Annotated in this window: 18 protein-coding genes; 8 read left to right on the forward strand and 10 right to left on the reverse strand. The window is 40.4% G+C overall.

Annotated elements, in window-relative coordinates; all coding sequences use genetic code 11:
* Window positions 1-330 precede the first annotated feature (330 nt).
* Together MHH68_RS04930 and MHH68_RS04935 are read left to right on the forward strand one after the other, a co-directional pair.
* A complete protein-coding gene (locus MHH68_RS04930; protein ID WP_339165391.1) occupies window positions 331-2,088 on the forward strand; it encodes an ABC transporter transmembrane domain-containing protein in 1,758 nt (585 codons plus the stop codon).
* On the forward strand, window positions 2,085-4,100 hold the full coding sequence (locus MHH68_RS04935; protein WP_268466927.1) for an ABC transporter ATP-binding protein: 2,016 nt from the start codon (window positions 2,085-2,087) through the stop codon (window positions 4,098-4,100). Before MHH68_RS04930 ends, MHH68_RS04935 begins: the two co-directional genes overlap by 4 nt.
* A 102-nt stretch (window positions 4,101-4,202) precedes the next feature.
* On the opposite strand, the gene MHH68_RS04940 is transcribed toward MHH68_RS04935, so the two are convergent.
* The 7 genes from MHH68_RS04940 to MHH68_RS04970 form a co-directional block, all read right to left on the reverse strand.
* Window positions 4,203-4,820: an NAD(P)H-binding protein gene (locus MHH68_RS04940; protein ID WP_339165393.1), complete on the reverse strand. Its 618-nt coding sequence runs from the start codon at window positions 4,818-4,820 to the stop codon at window positions 4,203-4,205.
* Between the two features lie 292 nt (window positions 4,821-5,112).
* Window positions 5,113-5,316 carry an alpha/beta-type small acid-soluble spore protein gene (locus MHH68_RS04945; protein WP_003210761.1) on the reverse strand — a complete coding sequence of 68 codons (204 nt, stop codon included), beginning with the start codon at window positions 5,314-5,316 and terminating at the stop codon, window positions 5,113-5,115.
* Window positions 5,317-5,546: 230 nt separating this feature from the next.
* Window positions 5,547-6,653 (reverse strand): sn-glycerol-3-phosphate ABC transporter ATP-binding protein UgpC, encoded by a 1,107-nt coding sequence (gene ugpC / locus MHH68_RS04950; protein ID WP_339165394.1) that lies wholly within the window; start codon window positions 6,651-6,653, stop codon window positions 5,547-5,549.
* Window positions 6,654-6,793: 140 nt separating this feature from the next.
* Window positions 6,794-7,669: a helix-turn-helix domain-containing protein gene (locus MHH68_RS04955; RefSeq protein ID WP_268498167.1), complete on the reverse strand. Its 876-nt coding sequence runs from the start codon at window positions 7,667-7,669 to the stop codon at window positions 6,794-6,796.
* A 20-nt stretch (window positions 7,670-7,689) separates the two neighbouring features.
* A complete protein-coding gene (locus MHH68_RS04960; protein ID WP_003211787.1) occupies window positions 7,690-7,899 on the reverse strand; it encodes a YheE family protein in 210 nt (69 codons plus the stop codon).
* A gap of 153 nt (window positions 7,900-8,052) precedes the next feature.
* Window positions 8,053-9,411: a YheC/YheD family protein gene (locus MHH68_RS04965; protein WP_268498163.1), complete on the reverse strand. Its 1,359-nt coding sequence runs from the start codon at window positions 9,409-9,411 to the stop codon at window positions 8,053-8,055.
* Window positions 9,368-10,471, reverse strand: a complete 1,104-nt coding sequence (locus MHH68_RS04970; protein ID WP_058014409.1) for a YheC/YheD family protein — start codon at window positions 10,469-10,471, stop codon at window positions 9,368-9,370. Before MHH68_RS04970 ends, MHH68_RS04965 begins: the two co-directional genes overlap by 44 nt.
* A 214-nt stretch (window positions 10,472-10,685) precedes the next feature.
* On the opposite strand from MHH68_RS04970, the gene MHH68_RS04975 reads away from it, so the two are divergent.
* The 5 genes from MHH68_RS04975 (at window position 10,686) to MHH68_RS04995 (ending at window position 16,579) form a co-directional block, all read left to right on the forward strand.
* Window positions 10,686-11,819 (forward strand): DUF445 family protein, encoded by a 1,134-nt coding sequence (locus MHH68_RS04975; protein ID WP_339165398.1) that lies wholly within the window; start codon window positions 10,686-10,688, stop codon window positions 11,817-11,819.
* Window positions 11,820-11,940: 121 nt separating this feature from the next.
* Window positions 11,941-12,297, forward strand: a complete 357-nt coding sequence (locus MHH68_RS04980; RefSeq protein ID WP_012009440.1) for a YlbF family regulator — start codon at window positions 11,941-11,943, stop codon at window positions 12,295-12,297.
* A 451-nt stretch (window positions 12,298-12,748) separates the two neighbouring features.
* Window positions 12,749-13,615 (forward strand): Cof-type HAD-IIB family hydrolase, encoded by an 867-nt coding sequence (locus MHH68_RS04985; protein WP_144462461.1) that lies wholly within the window; start codon window positions 12,749-12,751, stop codon window positions 13,613-13,615.
* Window positions 13,616-13,729: 114 nt separating this feature from the next.
* Window positions 13,730-15,229, forward strand: a complete 1,500-nt coding sequence (locus MHH68_RS04990; RefSeq protein WP_339165399.1) for a coproporphyrinogen III oxidase — start codon at window positions 13,730-13,732, stop codon at window positions 15,227-15,229.
* Window positions 15,230-15,304: 75 nt separating this feature from the next.
* Entirely contained in the window at window positions 15,305-16,579 is a 1,275-nt protein-coding gene (locus MHH68_RS04995) for a SidA/IucD/PvdA family monooxygenase (protein WP_339165401.1), read from the forward strand.
* A gap of 36 nt (window positions 16,580-16,615) precedes the next feature.
* On the opposite strand, the gene MHH68_RS05000 is transcribed toward MHH68_RS04995, so the two are convergent.
* The 3 genes from MHH68_RS05000 to MHH68_RS05010 form a co-directional block, all read right to left on the reverse strand.
* Window positions 16,616-17,839 carry a cation:proton antiporter gene (locus MHH68_RS05000; protein ID WP_268466932.1) on the reverse strand — a complete coding sequence of 408 codons (1,224 nt, stop codon included), beginning with the start codon at window positions 17,837-17,839 and terminating at the stop codon, window positions 16,616-16,618.
* Window positions 17,840-17,842: 3 nt separating this feature from the next.
* Window positions 17,843-18,340, reverse strand: coding sequence for a cation:proton antiporter regulatory subunit (locus tag MHH68_RS05005; protein WP_180309296.1), 498 nt, complete (start codon window positions 18,338-18,340; stop codon window positions 17,843-17,845).
* A 64-nt stretch (window positions 18,341-18,404) separates the two neighbouring features.
* A complete protein-coding gene (locus tag MHH68_RS05010) occupies window positions 18,405-18,731 on the reverse strand; it encodes a potassium:proton antiporter (protein WP_339165404.1) in 327 nt (108 codons plus the stop codon).
* Between the two features lie 180 nt (window positions 18,732-18,911).
* On the opposite strand from MHH68_RS05010, the gene MHH68_RS05015 reads away from it, so the two are divergent.
* Window positions 18,912-19,682 (forward strand): enoyl-CoA hydratase, encoded by a 771-nt coding sequence (locus tag MHH68_RS05015; protein ID WP_339165406.1) that lies wholly within the window; start codon window positions 18,912-18,914, stop codon window positions 19,680-19,682.
* Window positions 19,683-19,691: the final 9 nt, after the last annotated feature.

The following is a 19,691-nucleotide window of genomic DNA, read 5'->3' on the forward strand; positions in this document are numbered from 1 at the left end:
GATTCACGTGACAATTACACCTTCATTGGTCATTGAAAAGGGACTCGTATGTTCCAATTGATCGGATGAATCAAGGCGTATGTTGCGTATTTGTCAACATGCGCCTTTTTACATGACGAAAAGAGGCGTACCAGATAGCTGGTTGCCTCTTTTTTTGTTGTATTCATTTCGTATTTCGAAATAAAGGGATGGAGATCAACAAGTAAATGAAGAGGAGTGAAAGCATGTGAACATGCCAAAAACAAGACAAATGACAAAAAACAAAAAAACAATTCAAGGTGACAGTCAAGAAAATATAGAAAGCGGCTAGCTTTAAAAGGAGAGACAAACATGTTTTCAGTATTTACGAAATTAGGCTGGTTCTTCAAACAAGAGTGGAGGCGTTATACGATCGCCATTACGCTCCTGCTCATTGTGAATGTGCTTGAAATGCTGCCACCAAGATATCTTGGGCAGGCAGTTGATGACATTCGTTCTGGTCAATTTACAACATCTAGTATGATGTTTTATGTAGCCATTTTTTGCTTGCTAGGTGTCGTTGTCTATACACTGACATATTTCTGGATGTATCAGTTATTTGGCGGCGCAAATGTCATGGAACGTGTGATGCGCGGGAAACTTATGCGTCACTTACTCAAGATGACACCCACCTTTTATGAAAAGAAAAAAACCGGTAACTTAATGGCATTAGGTACAAACGATTTGAATGCTGTAGCTTTAACGACAGGTTTTGGCGTTCTGACATTGGTGGATTCCACTGCTTATATGCTGATGATCTTTTTTACGATGGGTCTGACGATTAGCTGGAAATTAACTTTAATGGCGATCATTCCTATGCCGCTGATGGCGCTCTTGATTGCGTATTATGGCAGCAAAATTCATGATCGCTTTACAGTTGCTCAAGATGCATTTGGTGATATGAATGATCGCGTCCTTGAATCGGTCGCAGGTGTCCGGGTCATCCGGTCTTTTGTACAGGAGAAGCAAGATGTCGAACGCTTTCGCCAAATGACAGATGATGTATTTCAAAAAAATATGAGAGTGGCGGTCATTGATTCATTGTTTGAGCCGACAGTGAAATTACTTGTCGGGGTCAGCTACTTAATAGGAATTGGATACGGTGCCTACCTTGTATTCCAAAGCGATTTAACCATTGGTGAGCTTGTCGCTTTTAACGTATATCTTGGGATGATGATCTGGCCAATGTTTGCGATCGGCGAGTTGATTAATATTATGCAAAGAGGAAATGCGTCGTTAGACCGGTTGAATCATACACTCAGCTATAAGCCGGATGTTACAGACGCTTCTCAGCCAAAAATGTTACAAGAGCCTGGCGATATTCAGTTTGACCACGTGACATTTAGGTATCCAACTTCCCCAAAAGATAATTTAATTGATGTGTCCTTTACGGTTCGAAAGGGGCAGACGATCGGAATTACAGGCAAAACAGGAAGCGGTAAAACAACTATTGTAAAACAGCTTCTGCGCCAGTATCCAACAGGTGATGGTCACATCCTGCTATCAGGAATCCCAATCCAAGAGATCGAATTGGATCAGCTATTTCAATGGATTGGATACGTACCGCAGGATCATATTCTCTTTTCAAAAAGTGTAGAAGAGAATATGTGTTTTGGTCATCGAGACGCAAAACAAAATGAATTAGCACAAGCAATCAAAGATGCTTATTTTGAAAAAGATTTACGTCTTTTGCCAGAGGGTCTCGAAACGATGGTCGGAGAAAAAGGTGTGGCGCTGTCAGGTGGACAAAAGCAGAGAATTTCCATTGCGCGCGCTTTATTAATAGATCCCGACATTTTAATACTGGATGACTCGCTTTCTGCGGTAGATGCAAAAACAGAAACCGCTATTTTAGAAAATTTAAGGCAAAATCGTCATGGGAAAACGACGTTTATTACGACTCATCGTCTATCAGCTGTTGAGCATGCAGATCTTATACTTGTCATGGAAGAAGGACGCATCGTCCAAAAGGGAACTCACGAAGAGCTCATTCAGCAAGATGGGTGGTACAAAGAACAATTTCTGCGTCAACAGCTGACAAACCAGCTGGAAGGAGGGGATGAGGCATGACAACGGGAAGAAGACTCCTCGCCTACGCACTCCTTTATAAAAAAGTACTGTCTGTTGCCTTGATCTTTCTCATCATTGCAGTAGGTGCTGAACTGACAGGACCATTTATTGGGAAGAAAATGATTGATGATCATATTTTAGGTGTAGAAAAGCCATATGTCGAGGTCAATGAAAAAACAGACAAAACCGTTTATTACCAGGGAAATAACTATATACGAAGCGATCGATTAGACAGTGAGATGGAATCCGGAAAACAAATCAATGTGGTGCAAGTCGGATTCGGTTACTATTTTGTAAATGAGCCGATTCGCTTTGACGGAAACCGAAAAATATCGGGAGATCAACTTACCATTGAAAATGGAAACGAGCGCGAGACCTATCAAGTACAGCCTTTATCAAAAGAGGAAATTTTCTCTTTTTATGAGCCGGAAATCAGTGGTTTGGTGCAGCTTGTTCTATTTTATCTAGGGCTTCTCGTCATTGCGATTTTCTTTCAATATGCGCAGCATTACCTGTTACAGCGAATAGCCAACCGAATTATTCAAAAAATGAGAGTAGATGTGTTTGAACATATTCAAACGCTGCCTATCCGGTATTTTGATAATTTACCGGCTGGAAAGGTTGTAGCGAGGATTACCAATGACACTGAAACCATTCGTGATTTATATGTGACAGTCCTCGCCAATTTTGTGACGAGTGCGATTTATATGATTGGGATTTATATTGCCATGTTTTTATTAAATGTGAAGCTGGCACTTATTTGTTTGGTGGCGGTACCGATTATTTTCCTATGGTCAATGACCTACAGAAAATTTGCATCGGTATACAACCACCGCATTCGTTCGATCATTAGTGACATCAATGCCAAGCTAAATGAAGCCATTCAAGGGATGACCATTATTCAAGCGTTTCGTCATGAAAAAGTGACAAAAGAGGAATTCGATGAGCTGAACAACAATCACTTTCGATATCAGCGAAAGATGCTTCATTTAAATTCACTTCTGTCGCATAACTTGGTTAACCTGCTTCGGAATTTAGCCTACGTGGCACTCATTTGGTATTTTGGCGGTGCCTCTTTAAGTGCGACGGGAATTGTGTCGATTGGTGTGCTCTATGCGTTTGTCGATTACCTAAATCGATTATTTCAGCCGATTACAGGCATTGTGAACCAATTCTCGAGATTGGAATTAGCACGGGTTTCATCGGAAAGGGTTTTCCGATTATTAGATGAGCCAGGAACAACAGTGGAAGAACCTGTTCAGAAGGAAATGGAAGGGCACGTTCAGTTCCAAGACGTCACCTTTGCTTATAATGAAGGGAAAAATGTATTAAAGAACATTACATTCGAGGCCAAAAAAGGCCAGACGATTGCACTTGTGGGGCATACTGGTTCTGGGAAAAGCTCGATTATGAACTTGCTGCTGCGTTTTTATGACATTCAGCAAGGAGACATTCTCATTGATGGGGAAAGCATTTATCGCCAGTCCCGGCAAACGTTGCGGAAACAAATGGGCATTGTGCTTCAAGACCCGTATTTATTTTCCGGAACGATTGCATCCAATGTCAGCTTAGGAAATGAAGACATTAAAAGAGAAACGATTGAATCATCATTAAAACAAGTAGGCGCAGTAGAGTTATTGAAGCACCTGCCAGAAGGATTTGATGAACCAGTCGTTGAAAAGGGAAGTACTCTTTCCTCAGGGGAACGTCAGCTCATTTCATTTGCTCGTGCACTAGCATACAATCCAGCGATCTTAATTTTAGATGAAGCCACCGCAAACATTGATACAGAAACAGAAGCGATCATTCAGCGAGCGCTTGATGTCGTCAAAGAAGGACGAACAACTTTTGTCATTGCTCACCGATTATCCACCATTAAGAAAGCCGATATGATTTTGGTTTTAGAAAAAGGGGAAATTGTCGAGCGGGGCAGTCATGATCAACTCATGCAGCAAGAAGGGCTATATGCGCAAATGTACGAACTGCAAAAGGGTGCTGTGGCAAACAGCTGATGAATCACAAAAAGAGCCTATTCATATTGAATGGGCTCTTTTTATTTGCATAAAAAAGTCGAGCGATCGTTTTTGACCTCGATCTTTACTCATTATGCGTCATTAGTAAGCAATACCGACACGTTGATGTACAAATTCCTTCGAATTTAACTGCTGATATAAAAAGTGTGCGGTATCTTCAACTGAAATTTTCTTTCCATCTATAGGGAGAAAATCTTTCTCATAGCGATATGACCGTGTCACTTCTCCGTCTGGTAAATAGGTTGGACAAATAATGGTCCAATCTAAATCAGTCGATTGAAGGAGTTCAAACGCTTTGGCATGCTCTTTAGCTGCTCGGGAAGTGGTCCGCCTTGATTCATTTGTTTCAAAACGGTAATGCTCCGGCTGCTGCCTTGCCTTTAAAATACCTGCCGTACCTATTGTAATAATTCTTGATGTATTTGATTGCTTCATGGCTTGTACGATATGCTCCATTGAAACAGATAATGTATCATCACCATCTGTGGATAGACAGCTCACAACAATATCTGCTCCTTTGATCGTCTCAAGCACATCTTCTAGATTTCTTGAATTGCCGGTGACTTGAAACATACCCGCAAGCATTTCTTCTCGGTTTGTCCGAATCAATGAACGAACGATGTAACGATCATCTACTTGAACGAAACGAAGAAATGCTTGTCCTACACGTCCATGAGCACCGAAAAGAGCTATTTTCATCTATTCGATCCCTCCACTACATACTATAAGTGAAAAGAACCCAAAATGGTACAACTTTTATGTGATGCTTTTTTTATAAAGATGAAAGGACCGAATACTATGAGCATATTCACATAATAGAGAGATACCGACGAATTGTAGAAGTTCAAAGTTCATACCGGAAATAATGTCCATGAAGATCCGCTCCTTTCTACTCCATAATATGAGCTGGAAAGGAGATTGGTGAGGGATAACAACAAAAAAAGAAGACACCTTAAGAGGTGCCTCCTATGATCCAGATATGAAATTGAAATTAAGCTTTTGTTCCACCCATGTGTTGTTGAGCGTAAGAGACAAGACGTTTTGTGATTTCTCCACCAACTGAACCGTTAGCACGAGCTGTAGTTTCTGCTCCAAGGTTAACGCCAAATTCAGAAGCGATTTCGTATTTCATTTGATCGATTGCTTGCTCTGCTCCAGGAACTAGTAATTGATTTGAACTATTAGAATTAGCCATGATGTGAATCTCCTTTTTGTATGTGATTTTTTTATGGTTGGGTTTGCTGGAATCGCACCAGCGAAATGATCAAGTCATTTGCCACTTGGCGAAACCCAATGCGGTAACTGCTTTGTACTAAGTATTATGGTGATTTTCGAAAAAAACATACGAGAAAAGAACATGGTAAATGTTGTTCAACATGCAAAAAAGCCATCACTCAATCATGAGTGATGGCACTGCATATATATTTATTCAGCGGAACGAATGCGGAGCTCCGTATCTGAGTCAAAGAAGTGGGCTTTATTCATATCGATGGCAAGAGGTATAGTTTGTCCGGCCTGAACATCGGTACGAGAATCAACACGTGCAATAAAAGACTGACCATCGAGAGAAGAGTAAAGCATCGTTTCTGCTCCCATTAATTCAGCAACTTCTACGCTCGCATCGATCTTTGTGCCCTCAGACGCTTCTATAAACACGGGTTCATCATGAAAATCTTCTGGTCTGATCCCAAGGATGATATTTTTTCCGATATAACCTTGGCTCCGTAATACCTTCATCTTTCCTTCTGGTACACGTATATGCGTTTTTCCAACTGCAATGGCACCGTCAGAGAGCTTTCCTGTAAAAAAATTCATCGCAGGAGAGCCAATGAATCCACCAACAAATATATTTTCTGGATTTTCATATACATCCTTTGGCGCTCCAACCTGCTGAATAAAGCCATCTTTCATTACAACAAGACGAGTAGCCATTGTCATAGCTTCAGTCTGGTCATGTGTGACATAGATAAATGTCGTTTGCAGACGCTGATGAAGCTTAGATATTTCAGCACGCATTTGAACGCGAAGTTTTGCATCTAAATTAGAAAGCGGCTCATCCAAAAGAAAGACCTTTGCATCACGCACAATTGCTCTCCCAAGTGCAACACGCTGCCTTTGACCGCCAGACAGTGCTTTTGGTTTCCTGTCTAAATATTGCTCAAGGCCTAATATTTTAGCGGCATTTCGAACCCGCTCATCAATTTCTGCTTTCGGGAACTTCCGCAGCTTTAATCCAAAAGCCATATTATCGTATACATTCATATGAGGGTATAATGCATAGTTTTGGAAAACCATTGCGATATCTCGGTCTTTTGGTGCTACATCGTTCATCCGTTTGCCGTCTAAAAGAAAATCCCCTTGTGAAATCTCTTCAAGTCCTGCAATCATGCGAAGGGTTGTTGATTTTCCGCATCCAGATGGACCAACAAACACAATAAATTCTTTATCTTCTATATGTAGATTAAAGTTGTCTACTGCTGTTACCTTGTTATCATACACTTTATAAATTTGATTGAGCATCATTTCAGCCATAAATGATAACCTCCCCATCCTTTTATTGAAAGCGCTTTATATTGTACATAAAGTGTATAAAATGGGGAAGCGTCTGTAAATGGACAACGTGCACAACATCTCATTTTCATTTTTGGGCAGGTTGCTCATGTCACGGAATGTTATGAAATATCGAGAAGGTTCATTATAAAATAAACAGCAGATGCTTCTGGAAAATGTCGTATATCTATTCCTGTTCGCTCAATAAATTTATCGATTCGATATTGAAGGCTGTTTCTGTGAACATATAAAGCTTTTGCTGCCTTAGATGCATTTAAGTTACATTGCATATAAGTCATGAGGGTACGGTAAACGTCCCGATCAAGAACCGCCTCTTTAAAAGCATCTGAAATAGCATGAGAGAGGGCGGTTTCATCATAACGCAAAAGTGATGGCAGACATTGATAAAATGTGGAAGTCCCTGACCTAAGCTTACCTCGCTGCATATGACCAAAGACAAGCTGCTGTTCATTTAACAATTTCTTCTGTAAATGTTCATTTGGCAAATGAAGTTGTCCTTGTAAAAAGAATGAGTCTGTTAAAAAGTCACTTGTAATGGCTAGAGACAAATCATATAGCAGCTCTAATTGACTATTTTCTGATGTAGCGTTTGTTTGAATCAGCATCGCTGTATGAGCGCCTGTCCAAATGAAATGAGTTTGTTCGAGGCTGTGAACCACAGCCTCTTTTATTTGCTGCCTTTGTTCTGCTTGATGTGACATTTTAAAATAATATACACGGACGGGGTGCTGAACGGTTAGTGGCTTGTTATCAAAAAGATAGCTGTACCATTGTTGTTCATCCTCAGTCCGCTTTGTGTGAGAAAGATCAATTGGTGTAAGGAAAGTATTGAGAAGATGTGTTTCTCTAGCTGTAAGCTTTGATTTGTCTACTCCAAATAATTCGCCTTCGTCTGTTTGGTACCAAAGTATTTGATGATCATCTGTAGGGGAGCTGATGATATGCTCTCCGTAAACAAGCTTTAATTTTTCTAACATGGCGAAGCTCCTTAAACAGTTTAATCATAGACATGGAATAGCATTAATTCGTGGATTTCTTCTTTTAAGGTTGGTTCGACTTCATGAGGCGGAAGCTGAGAGCCCCATTCAATATCACCTGTTTTGTGGTAGATGCCTTCGTAGTGCGCACCATTGTGAAAAAAGGATATTTTCCAGCCTGGCAATTGTGCTTTTTTAAAGAGAGGTTTCCATTGAAAATGAGAAATCATATCATCATTGCCTCCTTGCTTTTATTGATGAAACAATAAATAAACACGACAATACGGAAACAATCTTGAACTTGATTTTATTGTATCTCATCTGATGAAAAGAGCATAGGAAAAGCATAGATTTCATCACACCCTTACTTTTTTAAAAACCTGTCAATAGATGTTTGTGTGGTCTGTAGTTGTTAAGGTCGTTTGTGAAAGGTAAGAGGCGTAATCCATGATTCTTTTTCCAATCAGCCTTTCTGAGTTTCGCAATGAGACATGCTGGAAAACCTCTCGGCCAGGGCGAGAATTGGCTTCAAACATCCAGATAGCTCCTGTCCGATCAATACCTAAATCAAAACCGATTTCACCAATATGACCGGACAATTTTTCATCAATTACCTGACTAAGCGTGATAGCAGTATAAGAAAGCTGCTCTAAGATTTTCAAACGCTTCTTCTTTTCTGGAAAAACATCATAAAGTGTTTTCACCGAGCCTCCATGTGAATGGTGAGTCGTGACGGTGTGATTGCCAGAAATTTTTGCTGCTACTGCTGTGACTGTCCAATGACCGTACTTATTTTTATTGGTATGAACTCTGAAATCCATTGGTTGATTGTCTATTTGAAGAAGTGCAATGCCTTGTTGAGCCATAAAATCTTGAATTGCGTGATCTTTCCGGAGATTGATAACGAAATCCTCTAAAGAGTCATATGGAACAGCCCTTCCTTGATTTGAGCATACAGTGATTCCATGAGCCTTCTTGTTTAATTGATAAATACCGTCGCCATGACTGCCGTTCGACGGTTTTAAGTAAATGACCTGATGTAGATGGAGGAGTGTTTCTATTTTATTTAGAGCGTCCACCGGGTCCAATTGTATGGAATGTGGAAGAAAAGGACATGTTTTTTCATCTGTTAACAATTGTTCATGAATGTCCCATTTATTAAAAAAATGAGGGTTGAACCAAGGAATATCATAGTCTTGAGTGAGTTTGCGCTTTGTTTCTTGAATGAATGCTGACTGAGCAGCCTTTCTATTTGGAAGACGATCGTAAATGACTGAAGGCAGGGGCATTTGTTTTTTAACCCATGTTTGCTGTTGGTACAACAATCCTTCTACTATTCCTTTATCCCAATCAATAGAATGTGTCCCAAAAAGATAAGCAAAACCGGCATGCTGTTTGAAAGAGCGCAGCAGTTTGATAAAAAAGTCTGATCTCGTTCCTAGTGGCTGCGTGCTTTGCTCAAAACCTGCGGTGAAAATACCAAGCAGTGGCCCTATGAACAGGGTATGATCAATGGCTATCACATCAGCTTTTGATTGATAAGGAATGAATAAATCTCTATATAGATCTTCTGATAATAAAATTTTAGTTGGATGTTGATGATAGGAAACGGTGAAGTCATCTACTAGACGAGAACCTAAAGCAAGAGAATAGATCGCCTCCTGCTTTTTAAAATGGATGGGAAGATGAATTGTTTTTTCACTTGCGGGATGAGTGGCGATGATGTAACGATTTTTGTTCATGAGAAACCTCCTTCGGTTGTGACTTCATCGACTGTGCATGTGCAAGAATGGTACGAATCAATTCATTTTCCTTGTCAGGATAAGCTTTTAAAAAAGCGGATCGCCCTGGTTTTGATCTTATATTTGATATGAAAAGCCTGCCTTCACTTGTATGGAGTAAGTCTACAGCGAATTCAAAGCAAGGGGAAAGGGTTTTATCTATATATGCTGGCAGAGATGCTTGAATGGATGCAATATCATCTAAAAGAAGCTCTTTGATGTGCGGCTGCAAGGTGTTTAGATAGTGATCAAAGCCTATCATGGATGCTGATTTTTGTGTAATGCTTAAATGATTATTTTCTGTAGGTGATTTTGTGTGAATCCCTATGCGATTCCACTGATTTTGTGAATCTTTCATCAGGAAAATCCTTATTTCATTGAATAAAAAGTCTTTTTGATCACTCGTCTGAAAAAATTGAAGGAAATATCGGCCTACATACTTTCTGCACCAGCGCTCTATATCTGATGGACGCGAAAATGTGATGACTTGTTCGGGACTTAGCTGAACAGTGAAAGTGTTGTCTTTTAAGAAAATGAAGTAAGTAGATGCTGCATGTTGTTGAGAGAGCGGCTGCATTTTACAATAACCGTCTTTGCTTAACATGCTGAGAAGGTCTGATGGCTCTTTTAATAATGAGCAGACAGGTAAGTATGGCTGTAAAGCAGGGAGAAGGCGGAGCTGCTCGAACAGCATCATTTTATTTGAAATACCTGTATTCAAAAAATCTGTTTTCGGATACTTTTTCAGCCATTCCATGATTGGTTTTGCTTTTTTAGATTGTGCGTCATGCTTGTAAAGGCATCGATCGTAAATCAAGTCAGGAATTTCAAATTCTGCTGCGGTGAATCCTTGACCATTCGTATATGTTTGACCTTGTATTAAATTTGAAGCCGGCTTTAAATCAAGTGGTGTAAAACGGACAACCTTTAAACCATAAGCAGGGGCAGCTTTGGCTAGCCCACGTGTGAATCCCTCTTCATACTTCGGTGAAAGAGTCACAATACCTAATGTTGATGTCATTAAAAAACACCTTCTTTTCAACTTCTTTTTTTACCAGCAGAAAAACACTTTTTCATGATTTTACATAAAGATTGCGCTCCTTTATCATTACGACAGATCGATTGATCATATGTCTAGCAGCATGCTTCATTTGCTTGAGGACATGACAACAACTATAATACGTATAGATTAAACCAATAAACATCGGGTATTGTTTGAAAGGTAGATGACGACTTTGAATATATTCACAACGTTTATCTTTATGATTGTTATAGGTGCCGTTATAGGAGCAGCGACAAACCATCTTGCGATTAAAATGCTTTTTCGTCCTTATAAGCCGTATTACTTATTCGGGAAACAGCTTCCTTTTACACCAGGGCTCATTCCTAAAAGAAGAGATGAAGTAGCCAAGCAGGTTGGAGTCTTGGTTATGGAGCATTTGCTCACGCCAGAAGGTATTCAAAAGCGATTTGAATCATCTGAGGCTAAGCAGGAGATCTTGCATACAGTTCATCGATTGATTGATAAAGGCGCTGACATGGAGATCACAATGCTCTCTTTGTTAGAAAGATTCGGTGTATCGCATGCTGACGTCAAAGCAGATGAATGGATTCATCATTGGTCTGATCAGAAGCTCGATTCATTACTAAAAAAATATAATGAGCAAACGTTATCTGAGTTACTCCCATTAGAAGTAGAAAACAAAATTTCGGCAAAAATTCCAGATGCAGCAGATTATATTTTAAAGAGAGGCATCCATTACTTTGAAAGTGAAGAAGGTAAAGCGAGGCTTGGCAATATGATTGATGATTTCTTAAAGGAACGCGGCATGCTTGGCGGTATGGTTCAAATGTTTTTAGGAAATTCAAGCTTAATTGACCGTGTACATCCTGAAATCATTAAATTTCTAAGAAATGCAGAAACAAAGAGGTTTTTATCAGATTTGCTTGTTCAGGAATGGGACAAGGTGAAACAATTTTCTCTTCAGGAACTGGATGATAAATGGAATGTGAAGGAGCTTGCTTATAGTGTGAAAAAGCAATTGCTTTCACACTTCTCTACAAAGCTGATATTAGACAAGCCAGTTGGATCTTATGTCAGCGTAGTAGCGGTTGATCTCAAAATACACTTAGCACCAGTGCTTGTCGATAAGGGGATTAAAGCAGCATCAAATGCATTAGAGGGACTGCTCGCAAAGCTCAAGTTTGAAGATATCATTCGTGAGCAGATTGAACTGTTTCCGCTTAAAAAAATGGAGGAGCTTGTCGTTAGCATTTCCAACAATGAACTTAAGATGATCACGTTTTTAGGTGGTTTTTTAGGGGGATTAATCGGCGCAATCCAAGCAATCTTTGTCACGTTATTTTAAGACAGACTAGAGAAATTTTAATGAATTCGTTGTATATATGTGAAACGAAAGCCATAGTTTGTTATAGTGGAGTGGTGTCCGCCGATCATATCGGTGATAACGGATAGAAAGGAGACATAACATGTCTGTAAATGTTTATGATGTTGCATATGACCTTGAAAAAGCATTGCGTCATAGCGAAGAATACTCAACTCTAAAAAATCTTTATGATGAGGTTAACGCGGATGAGTCCTCTAAAAGAATGTTCGAGAACTTCCGTGATATTCAAGTAAACCTTCAACAAAAACAAATGACTGGTCAAGAGATCACACAAGAAGAAGTGGAGCAAGCACAAAAAACAGTGGCACTTGTTCAACAGCACGATAAAATCTCTCAGTTGATGGAAGCAGAACAACGTGTGAGTGTTCTCATCGGAGAATTAAATAAAGTGATCATGAAGCCTCTTGAAGAGCTTTATGGGAATCCAGAAGAAAATTAATGAAAAGGGCGATGATATTCGCCCTTTTTTTATTTCACATGTTCCCTGTCCAACTTTTCAAAAAAAGGTTGTCGAAGCTCATAAATTCTGCGATAATACTTATATTGAAAGTGCTTTCAAATAAGCGCTCTCATGGGACAATTGGGTGCGTTTCACTTGGGATTTAAGGCGATTAGCCAAACGAGAGAGAAGCGCTTCTGGGAGAAACGCAAAGCATAAGGGGATCTGATATAAGCAATGCTTTGGTGTGTGAAAGATAAGGGGATCATGGGGAGCTTCATCACCTCATTGTGACGCATCCAAACCATACATAAAAAAAAGCCTAGGGGTAGGCTTTTTTTATTTGCAAAAGATTCATAACACACAGGGCTCTTTCAACTGCATGTTCTAAAGCACCAAGCTAGGGCATATCCTCATCGTAAGTACAGTCATCAAGAAGGGGGATGCCTCAGTGTCAAAAAAATTACTTGCACTCAATATAGATGGAACGTTACTTCGTTCCAATGGAAAAATCCATTCCGCTACAAAAGAAGCTGTGGAATACGTAAAGAAAAAAGGGGTTTACGTGACGCTTGTCACCAATCGGCATTTTCGTTCCGCACAAAAAATTGCCAAGGCGTTGAAGATTCCAACGTCAACCCTTGTAACGCATAGTGGTGCATTTATCGCGAATAAACTCGATGAGCCGCTTCATGTGAAAAAACTAACGGAAGAAAAAACATTTAATCTTGTGCAAATTCTTGAAAGCTTTGATTGTAATGTCCGCTTGCTGCATGAAAAATTCTCGATAGGCAACCGGAAAAAAACGCAGTCACAGCTGATGGGAAAGACGTTGATTCATCCGTCTGATCCAATTTTCTATCCCGTGCAATTTGTTGAATCGCTAAGTGATATGCTGATGGATGAGCCGGTCAGTACACCAGTGATTGAAGTGTATTCAACCGCAGAGCTTCAGGCTGAAATTCACCGAACCATTCAACAAGCTTTTCCATCTGTCGATCTTATTCGGATTAGTGATGAGAAAATGAATATTGTATGCAAAGGCGTATCAAAAGAAGCGGGGCTTTCTCTTTTGACCTCAGCCTTAGGTTTGACATTAGAAGATACGGTGGTCATTGGGCAGGGAACAGATGATATTCCAATGCTCGAATTGGCTGGCTTAGGCGTTGCGATGGGAAATGCACCTCATTCTGTTAAACGTAAAGCCGATTGGGTGACACGTTCACACGATGAACAGGGAGTCGCTTATATGATCAAAGAATACTTTAGAATGCAGCAAAGAGAAGGATTTTTACATCAATTCGATATTAAGCGATAATATAGACGAAGGTCCTGTCAATCAAGAAATGGCAGGGCCTTCAACTGTTCCAGTCATTGCTTTTCCTACATAGATTTTGTAAAATGAAACAAGTTTGAAGATAAAGGTGATACGATGCGAATTTTAATTAAAGGGCTGTCAGATGAACGATTTCATCGCCCGCTTGTCAATATAGCCAATTTATTTGAAGAAGATAGTGAAGTGCTGTTTGGTCCAGATGAATTGCATGATGGACTAGTCATGGAGTTTAGCTGGAAAGAAGAAAATGGGACGGTGGAGGCATCTGGTCACATCGCTGGAACAGACATCACTAGTCGTTTTTCGCGAGACGTGCCAGAGGGATTGAATGACAAGGAGCGCTGGAAGCAAATTAAAAACACAGTGCTGTCTGTTTATTTACATCTGCTTCAGGAGCACACAGGAATGACGCAAAAGTGGGGGATTCTCACAGGGATACGTCCTACAAAATTACTTCATAAGATGCTGAGAGATGGTATGACAAAGGAAGATGCGCATGCCGCATTAAAGCGTGATTATTTGATTCATGATGAAAAAATCGATTTGATGCAGGAGATTGTCGACCGTCAGCTTCAAGCGATTCCTGACCTGTATGACCTTCAGCAGGAGGTAAGTATTTATATTGGTATTCCTTTCTGCCCAACAAAATGCGCTTATTGCACGTTTCCTGCTTATGCGATTAAAGGACAAGCTGGAAGAGTGGGAACGTTTTTGTTTGGTCTGCATTATGAGATGCAAAAAATCGGTACTTGGCTAAAAGAACATGGGATCAAAGTGACGACCGTTTACTTTGGCGGAGGTACGCCGACAAGTATCACTGCGGAAGAAATGGATTTGCTGTATGAAGAAATGTACCGCTCATTCCCTGATGTGAAACATATACGGGAAGTGACTGTCGAAGCAGGGCGTCCTGATACGATTTCGCCTGATAAGCTAGAGGTGCTAAACCGATATCATATTGACCGGATTAGTATCAATCCACAATCGTATGAGAATGAAACACTGAAAGCCATTGGCCGTCACCATAGTGTAGAAGAAACGATTGAAAAGTATCACTTATCAAGACAGTATGGCATGAATAACATTAATATGGACTTAATTATCGGTTTGCCGGGAGAAGGGCTAAAGGAATTCCAGCATTCCTTGCAGCAGACTGAAGAACTTAAGCCTGAATCTTTAACTGTGCATACGCTCTCCTTTAAAAGAGCGTCTGAGATGACGCGCAATAAGGACAAATATCAAGTAGCTGACCGAGAAGAAATCACACGTATGATGGATGAAGCGGTCGCTTGGACGAAAGCACATGACTATCATCCTTATTATTTATATAGACAAAAAAACATCTTAGGGAACCTTGAAAATGTCGGGTATTCATTAGATGGACAGGAAAGTTTGTATAATATCATTATTATGGAAGAAGTGCAGACAATCATTGGGATTGGATGCGGTGCTGCTAGTAAATTCATTGATCCACGTTCAGGAAAAATTACGCAATATGCCAATCCAAAAGATCCAAAATCATATAATGACCGTTATGAACACTATACTGAAGAGAAAATTCAATTTCTTGAGTCATTATTTGTTCCTCACGTTTAAACACTGCGGTGACGTAGTGTTTTTTTCATTTGTAAAAGGGTATATAAGTGATAAAAAGTTAAAGCAGGTGTACATATGATTGATGTGATCGGAATTGGGATTGGACCTGCCAATTTAGGTTTGGCGGCTTTGTTAGAGGAGTATGAAGATGTTTCATGCTGTTTTTTTGAACAGGAGTCTGAATTTGCCTGGCATCCTGGTATGCTGATCAAAGGAACGGATTTACAAGTCTCCTTTTTAGCTGATCTTGTGACGATGGCGAATCCAAGGAGCAGATATACATTTTTAAATTATTTACATGAATCCAATAGACTTCACCGGTTCTATACATTTGAACAGTTTGACATTCCGCGAAGAGAATTCAATGAGTATTTATCATGGGTCGCAGGTGAAATAGATAGCTGTCAATTTGGCATGAAGGTAGAAGAAGTGACGGACTGTCAAGGTGGTTATCTTGTGAAAGTCAGGTGCTTAAAGGATGGATCGCTTTCTGAGTATCGGGCAAAGCATGTCGTGCTTGGAACAGGGAGCAAACCGATGATTCCTGTCGATGTGCCTGATGCTGCACTGCCAAATGTGACCCATAGCAGCCGGTATTTAGACCAGCAGAAAGAACTTCATGAAGCTGAGTCGGTGACGGTGATTGGCTCTGGGCAGAGTGCAGCCGAAATCTTCTTAGACTTGCTTCAGCATCAGAAGAAAGGGCAGCAGCTATCTTGGTTTACGCGATCTAGTGAATTTAGAGAGCTAGAGACGGCTGAGCTTGGTCAGGAGCTATTTACACCAAAGTACGTTGAATATTTCCATTCGCTTCCTTATGAAGAACGAATGAACACATTGCCTAGGCTGACTGGATTAAGAAATGGGATAGATGCATCGACGCTCTCACGCATTTATCAAGAATTGTATCATCGGTCTGTTTCTGGCGAAGAGCCATCTGTGATTATTCAGCCAATGACCGAGCTTGAAGCGATTCAGGTGGAGGAGAATCAGTCCCTGAAGCTGAAACTAAAGCAGTGGCAGCTAAAGAAAGAAAAGAGTATAACAGTAGATCGTGCCGTATTGGCTACAGGGTACACACCGAATATCCCGGCGTGGTTTAGTGCGTATGAACCTTTGATTGAATGGGAAAGTGAGGAACATCTTAAAGTGACAAAAGACTTCAGGCTTGTGTTCAAAGACAAGCGTCCGCATCATTTCTTTACATTCACGCACCTAGATCACTCTCATGGAACAGCGGCGACCAATTTAAAACTATCCATCTACCGCAACCAGAAAGTGATTCAAACGATTCGCGGGGTCAAAGAAGCGCCAGTCAAGCAAGAAACAGCTTTTCAGCAATTTGAATAAGAGATAAAAAGGGCCCAAGCATAGGGCCCTTTTTCATTAGATTGTCGTTTCTTTTTTCGCTTTTGGTTTTTCTGTTTGCCATTTGAACACTTTGTTTAGGATTTGATAGATTCGCTTAGATTCCTTCGTCACTAGTGGACCTAATATCGCAAGGATTAAGACATACAATGCAGCAAATGGCTTTAAGGTAGCGGCAAGTCCGCCCGCAATACCGAGCTCGGCTACAATAATTGAAAACTCTCCGCGTGATACGATGGTTAAACCAATATTAGAAGACGCTTTATGAGAAAATCCAGCTCTTCTCCCAGCGAACATTCCAGCAGTGAAATTCCCAATGAAGGTGAGGACCACAGCGCCAATCGCAAGCCAAAATGCATCACCTAATGTAAATGGATCAATGCTGAGACCGAAGCTGAAGAAAAACATGGCCCCGAAGAAATCTCTAAATGGTACCACAAGATGTTCAATGCGGTCAGCGTGCTCTGTTTCTGAGAAAACAAGACCAAGTAAGAGAGCACCAATGGCCTCTGCTACATGGATCGTCTCTGAGAAACCTGCGACAAAAAATAAAGCCGCAAAAATCACAATGATGAACACTTCGTTCGAACGGATATCGAATAACTTGTTTAATCGTTTCGGCAGCTTACGTGCAATGATAAAGAAAAGCATCATATAACCAAAAGCAATGAAAATAGATAATAATGCACCGCCAACAGTTGTGGCATCTCCAAGGACAAGACCGGATACGACGGATAAATAAACAGCGAGGAAAATATCCTCAAACATGATGATCCCAAGAATTAACTCAGTTTCAGGATTCGCTGTCCGTTTCAAATCAACAAGAACTTTGGCCACAATGGCACTGGATGAAATCGTGATAACTCCTGCCATAATGAGAACTTCGAGGACCCCAAACCCTGTAATAAAGCCGTAAAGCAGTCCTAAGCTGAAGTTAATCAAAATATATATAGATCCGCCGACAGCAATGGACTTGCCCGATTTAATGAGCTTTCCCGCAGAGAATTCAAGTCCAAGGTAGAAAAGAAGGAACAAGACGCCCATTCTGCCAAAAAACGAAATAATGTCGGTGCTTTCAATAAATTTTAGATCAATGATCCCAATGGTTGGAGCATGCGGACCAACGATCATACCAAGGACAATGAGGAAAGGGATGATTGAGAATTTCATTTTATTGGCGATTAAGCTGGCGATGGCGATGAGAATCAGTGCCGTCCCAACTTCAAAGACTAAATGATCCATTCATCACTCTCCCCCTCTTGAAAGAAAATCACGTATCAATCGCTTTAAGTGTTTTCTTTCGCCTGAAATGACCAGCGTATCATTTGCTTCAATAATCGATTCGGCACCAGGGTTGAGTAATTTTTCATTTGTATGCTTTATGATCGCAATGACGGTGACTTCATAGTTTTGCCGCACATCTAAATCACCGAGTGTATATCCAACCGCTTTTGCTTCTTTTTCCACCTTAAACCATTCAATCATCAAGTCGTTGAAGGCCATTTCAATGGTTTCGAGTGCCTGTGGTTTATATACCATGCCGCCAATAATTGCAGCGATTTGCCGTGATTCAGCATCATCGAGAGAAATGGTGGACAGCACTTCATCTGGATCATCATCATCAAAACGATAAATCTCCCGTCTGCCATCATCATGAATCACGATCGTCATCTTTTCTCTATTTCTCGTTTCAATTTCAAATTTCTTTCCGATCCCAGGAAGATCATTTTCTTTAATATTCATTTTATCCCTCCGAATATGATAGGTTGTGATTTTCATATAGTGAATACGGATGAAATAAAATGAATCAGTATAGATAATTTGATTGACACATAATGGGGATCGCACACTTCATTTTCAAAAAACATAGATCAATCGATAACGCAGCTGATGGAGCAGGCTTTAGAAGAAAAATCTTTGAATCAGCCAGTGATAATTTGTCCTTTAATAGAATAGAAGAGGCATGTTTTTTTGAAAATGGAGGTGTCTTCACAGCGTGTATTTCTTCATCGTAGATGGATGGAGAAATAAGACTAGGTGTGCTCGCTTCTGCTTGTGGATCAAAAACGACATTTGAAAAAGGAGAAAACATGACGATGAAATGAACTAATATGAATAGGGAACACCTGATCAACCATTCTCCCCCTTTCACCATCAATTTCTTTCTTCATTTACTATATAAAAATATATTTTTCGTTTCAACAATTATGCTTGTTTTGGTATCAACTGATCCTGAAATTTTTTATGCAGAGGAAAAAGGATTATTCGGGTTGAAATGGAAGTAAGTCATGTGCTTAAAAAAGGGGGATGGATGATGACATATATCAATTGTCAGCTAGACGGGGATATTTTTGAAATCGTTTTCAATAGACCGGATGCTTACAATTCATTTCATGTGGAGATGTTTGCTGAATTCAAAGAGGCATGTGATGCGGCGGAGGATAGTAGTGCAAAAGTCGTTGTGATCAAGGGTGCGGGAAAAGGGTTTTCAGCAGGCGGAGATATTGGCATGATGCTTAAGCAAGAAAGTGAAGAGGATTTCCATCATGTGATGGATTTGATCGAGGGGATTACGCTTTCTCTTGCAGGTATGAAAAAAGTGACGATTGCCCTTGTCCACGGGTCAGCGGCTGGCCTAGCTTTTAGCTTTGCTTTAAGCTGTGACTACTTGTTTATGCATCAAGATGCAAAGCTCGCCATGAATTTTAATGGAGTAGGTTTAATTCCAGATGGCGGAGGGCACTTTTTCCTCACAAAAAGAGTCAGTGAACAAACCGCGAAACAATTGATTTGGAGCGGACAAAAGCTTCCGGCTGAAGAAGCGCTAAAGCTGCGCCTTGCAGACGGCGTATTTCAAGAGGAAGTCGATGCGCATCAAAAGGTATGTGTGAAGCCGTTTATGAACATGCCGCTTCAAGCATTTATCGAGACAAAGCGAATCTATTTCCAGCAGTCAGAATCACAGCTGCTAGCCGTTCTTCAAAAGGAGAGGGCAGCACAGGCTAGACTGAGGCAAAGCCATGATCATAAGGAAGGCATTCAGGCCTTTTTAGAAAAAAGACGACCTGTGTTCCAGAATGTATAAACGAATGTG

Source organism: Bacillus sp. FSL K6-2841 (assembly GCF_037976435.1).
In the GTDB taxonomy this organism is placed as follows: domain Bacteria; phylum Bacillota; class Bacilli; order Bacillales; family Bacillaceae; genus Bacillus; species Bacillus pumilus.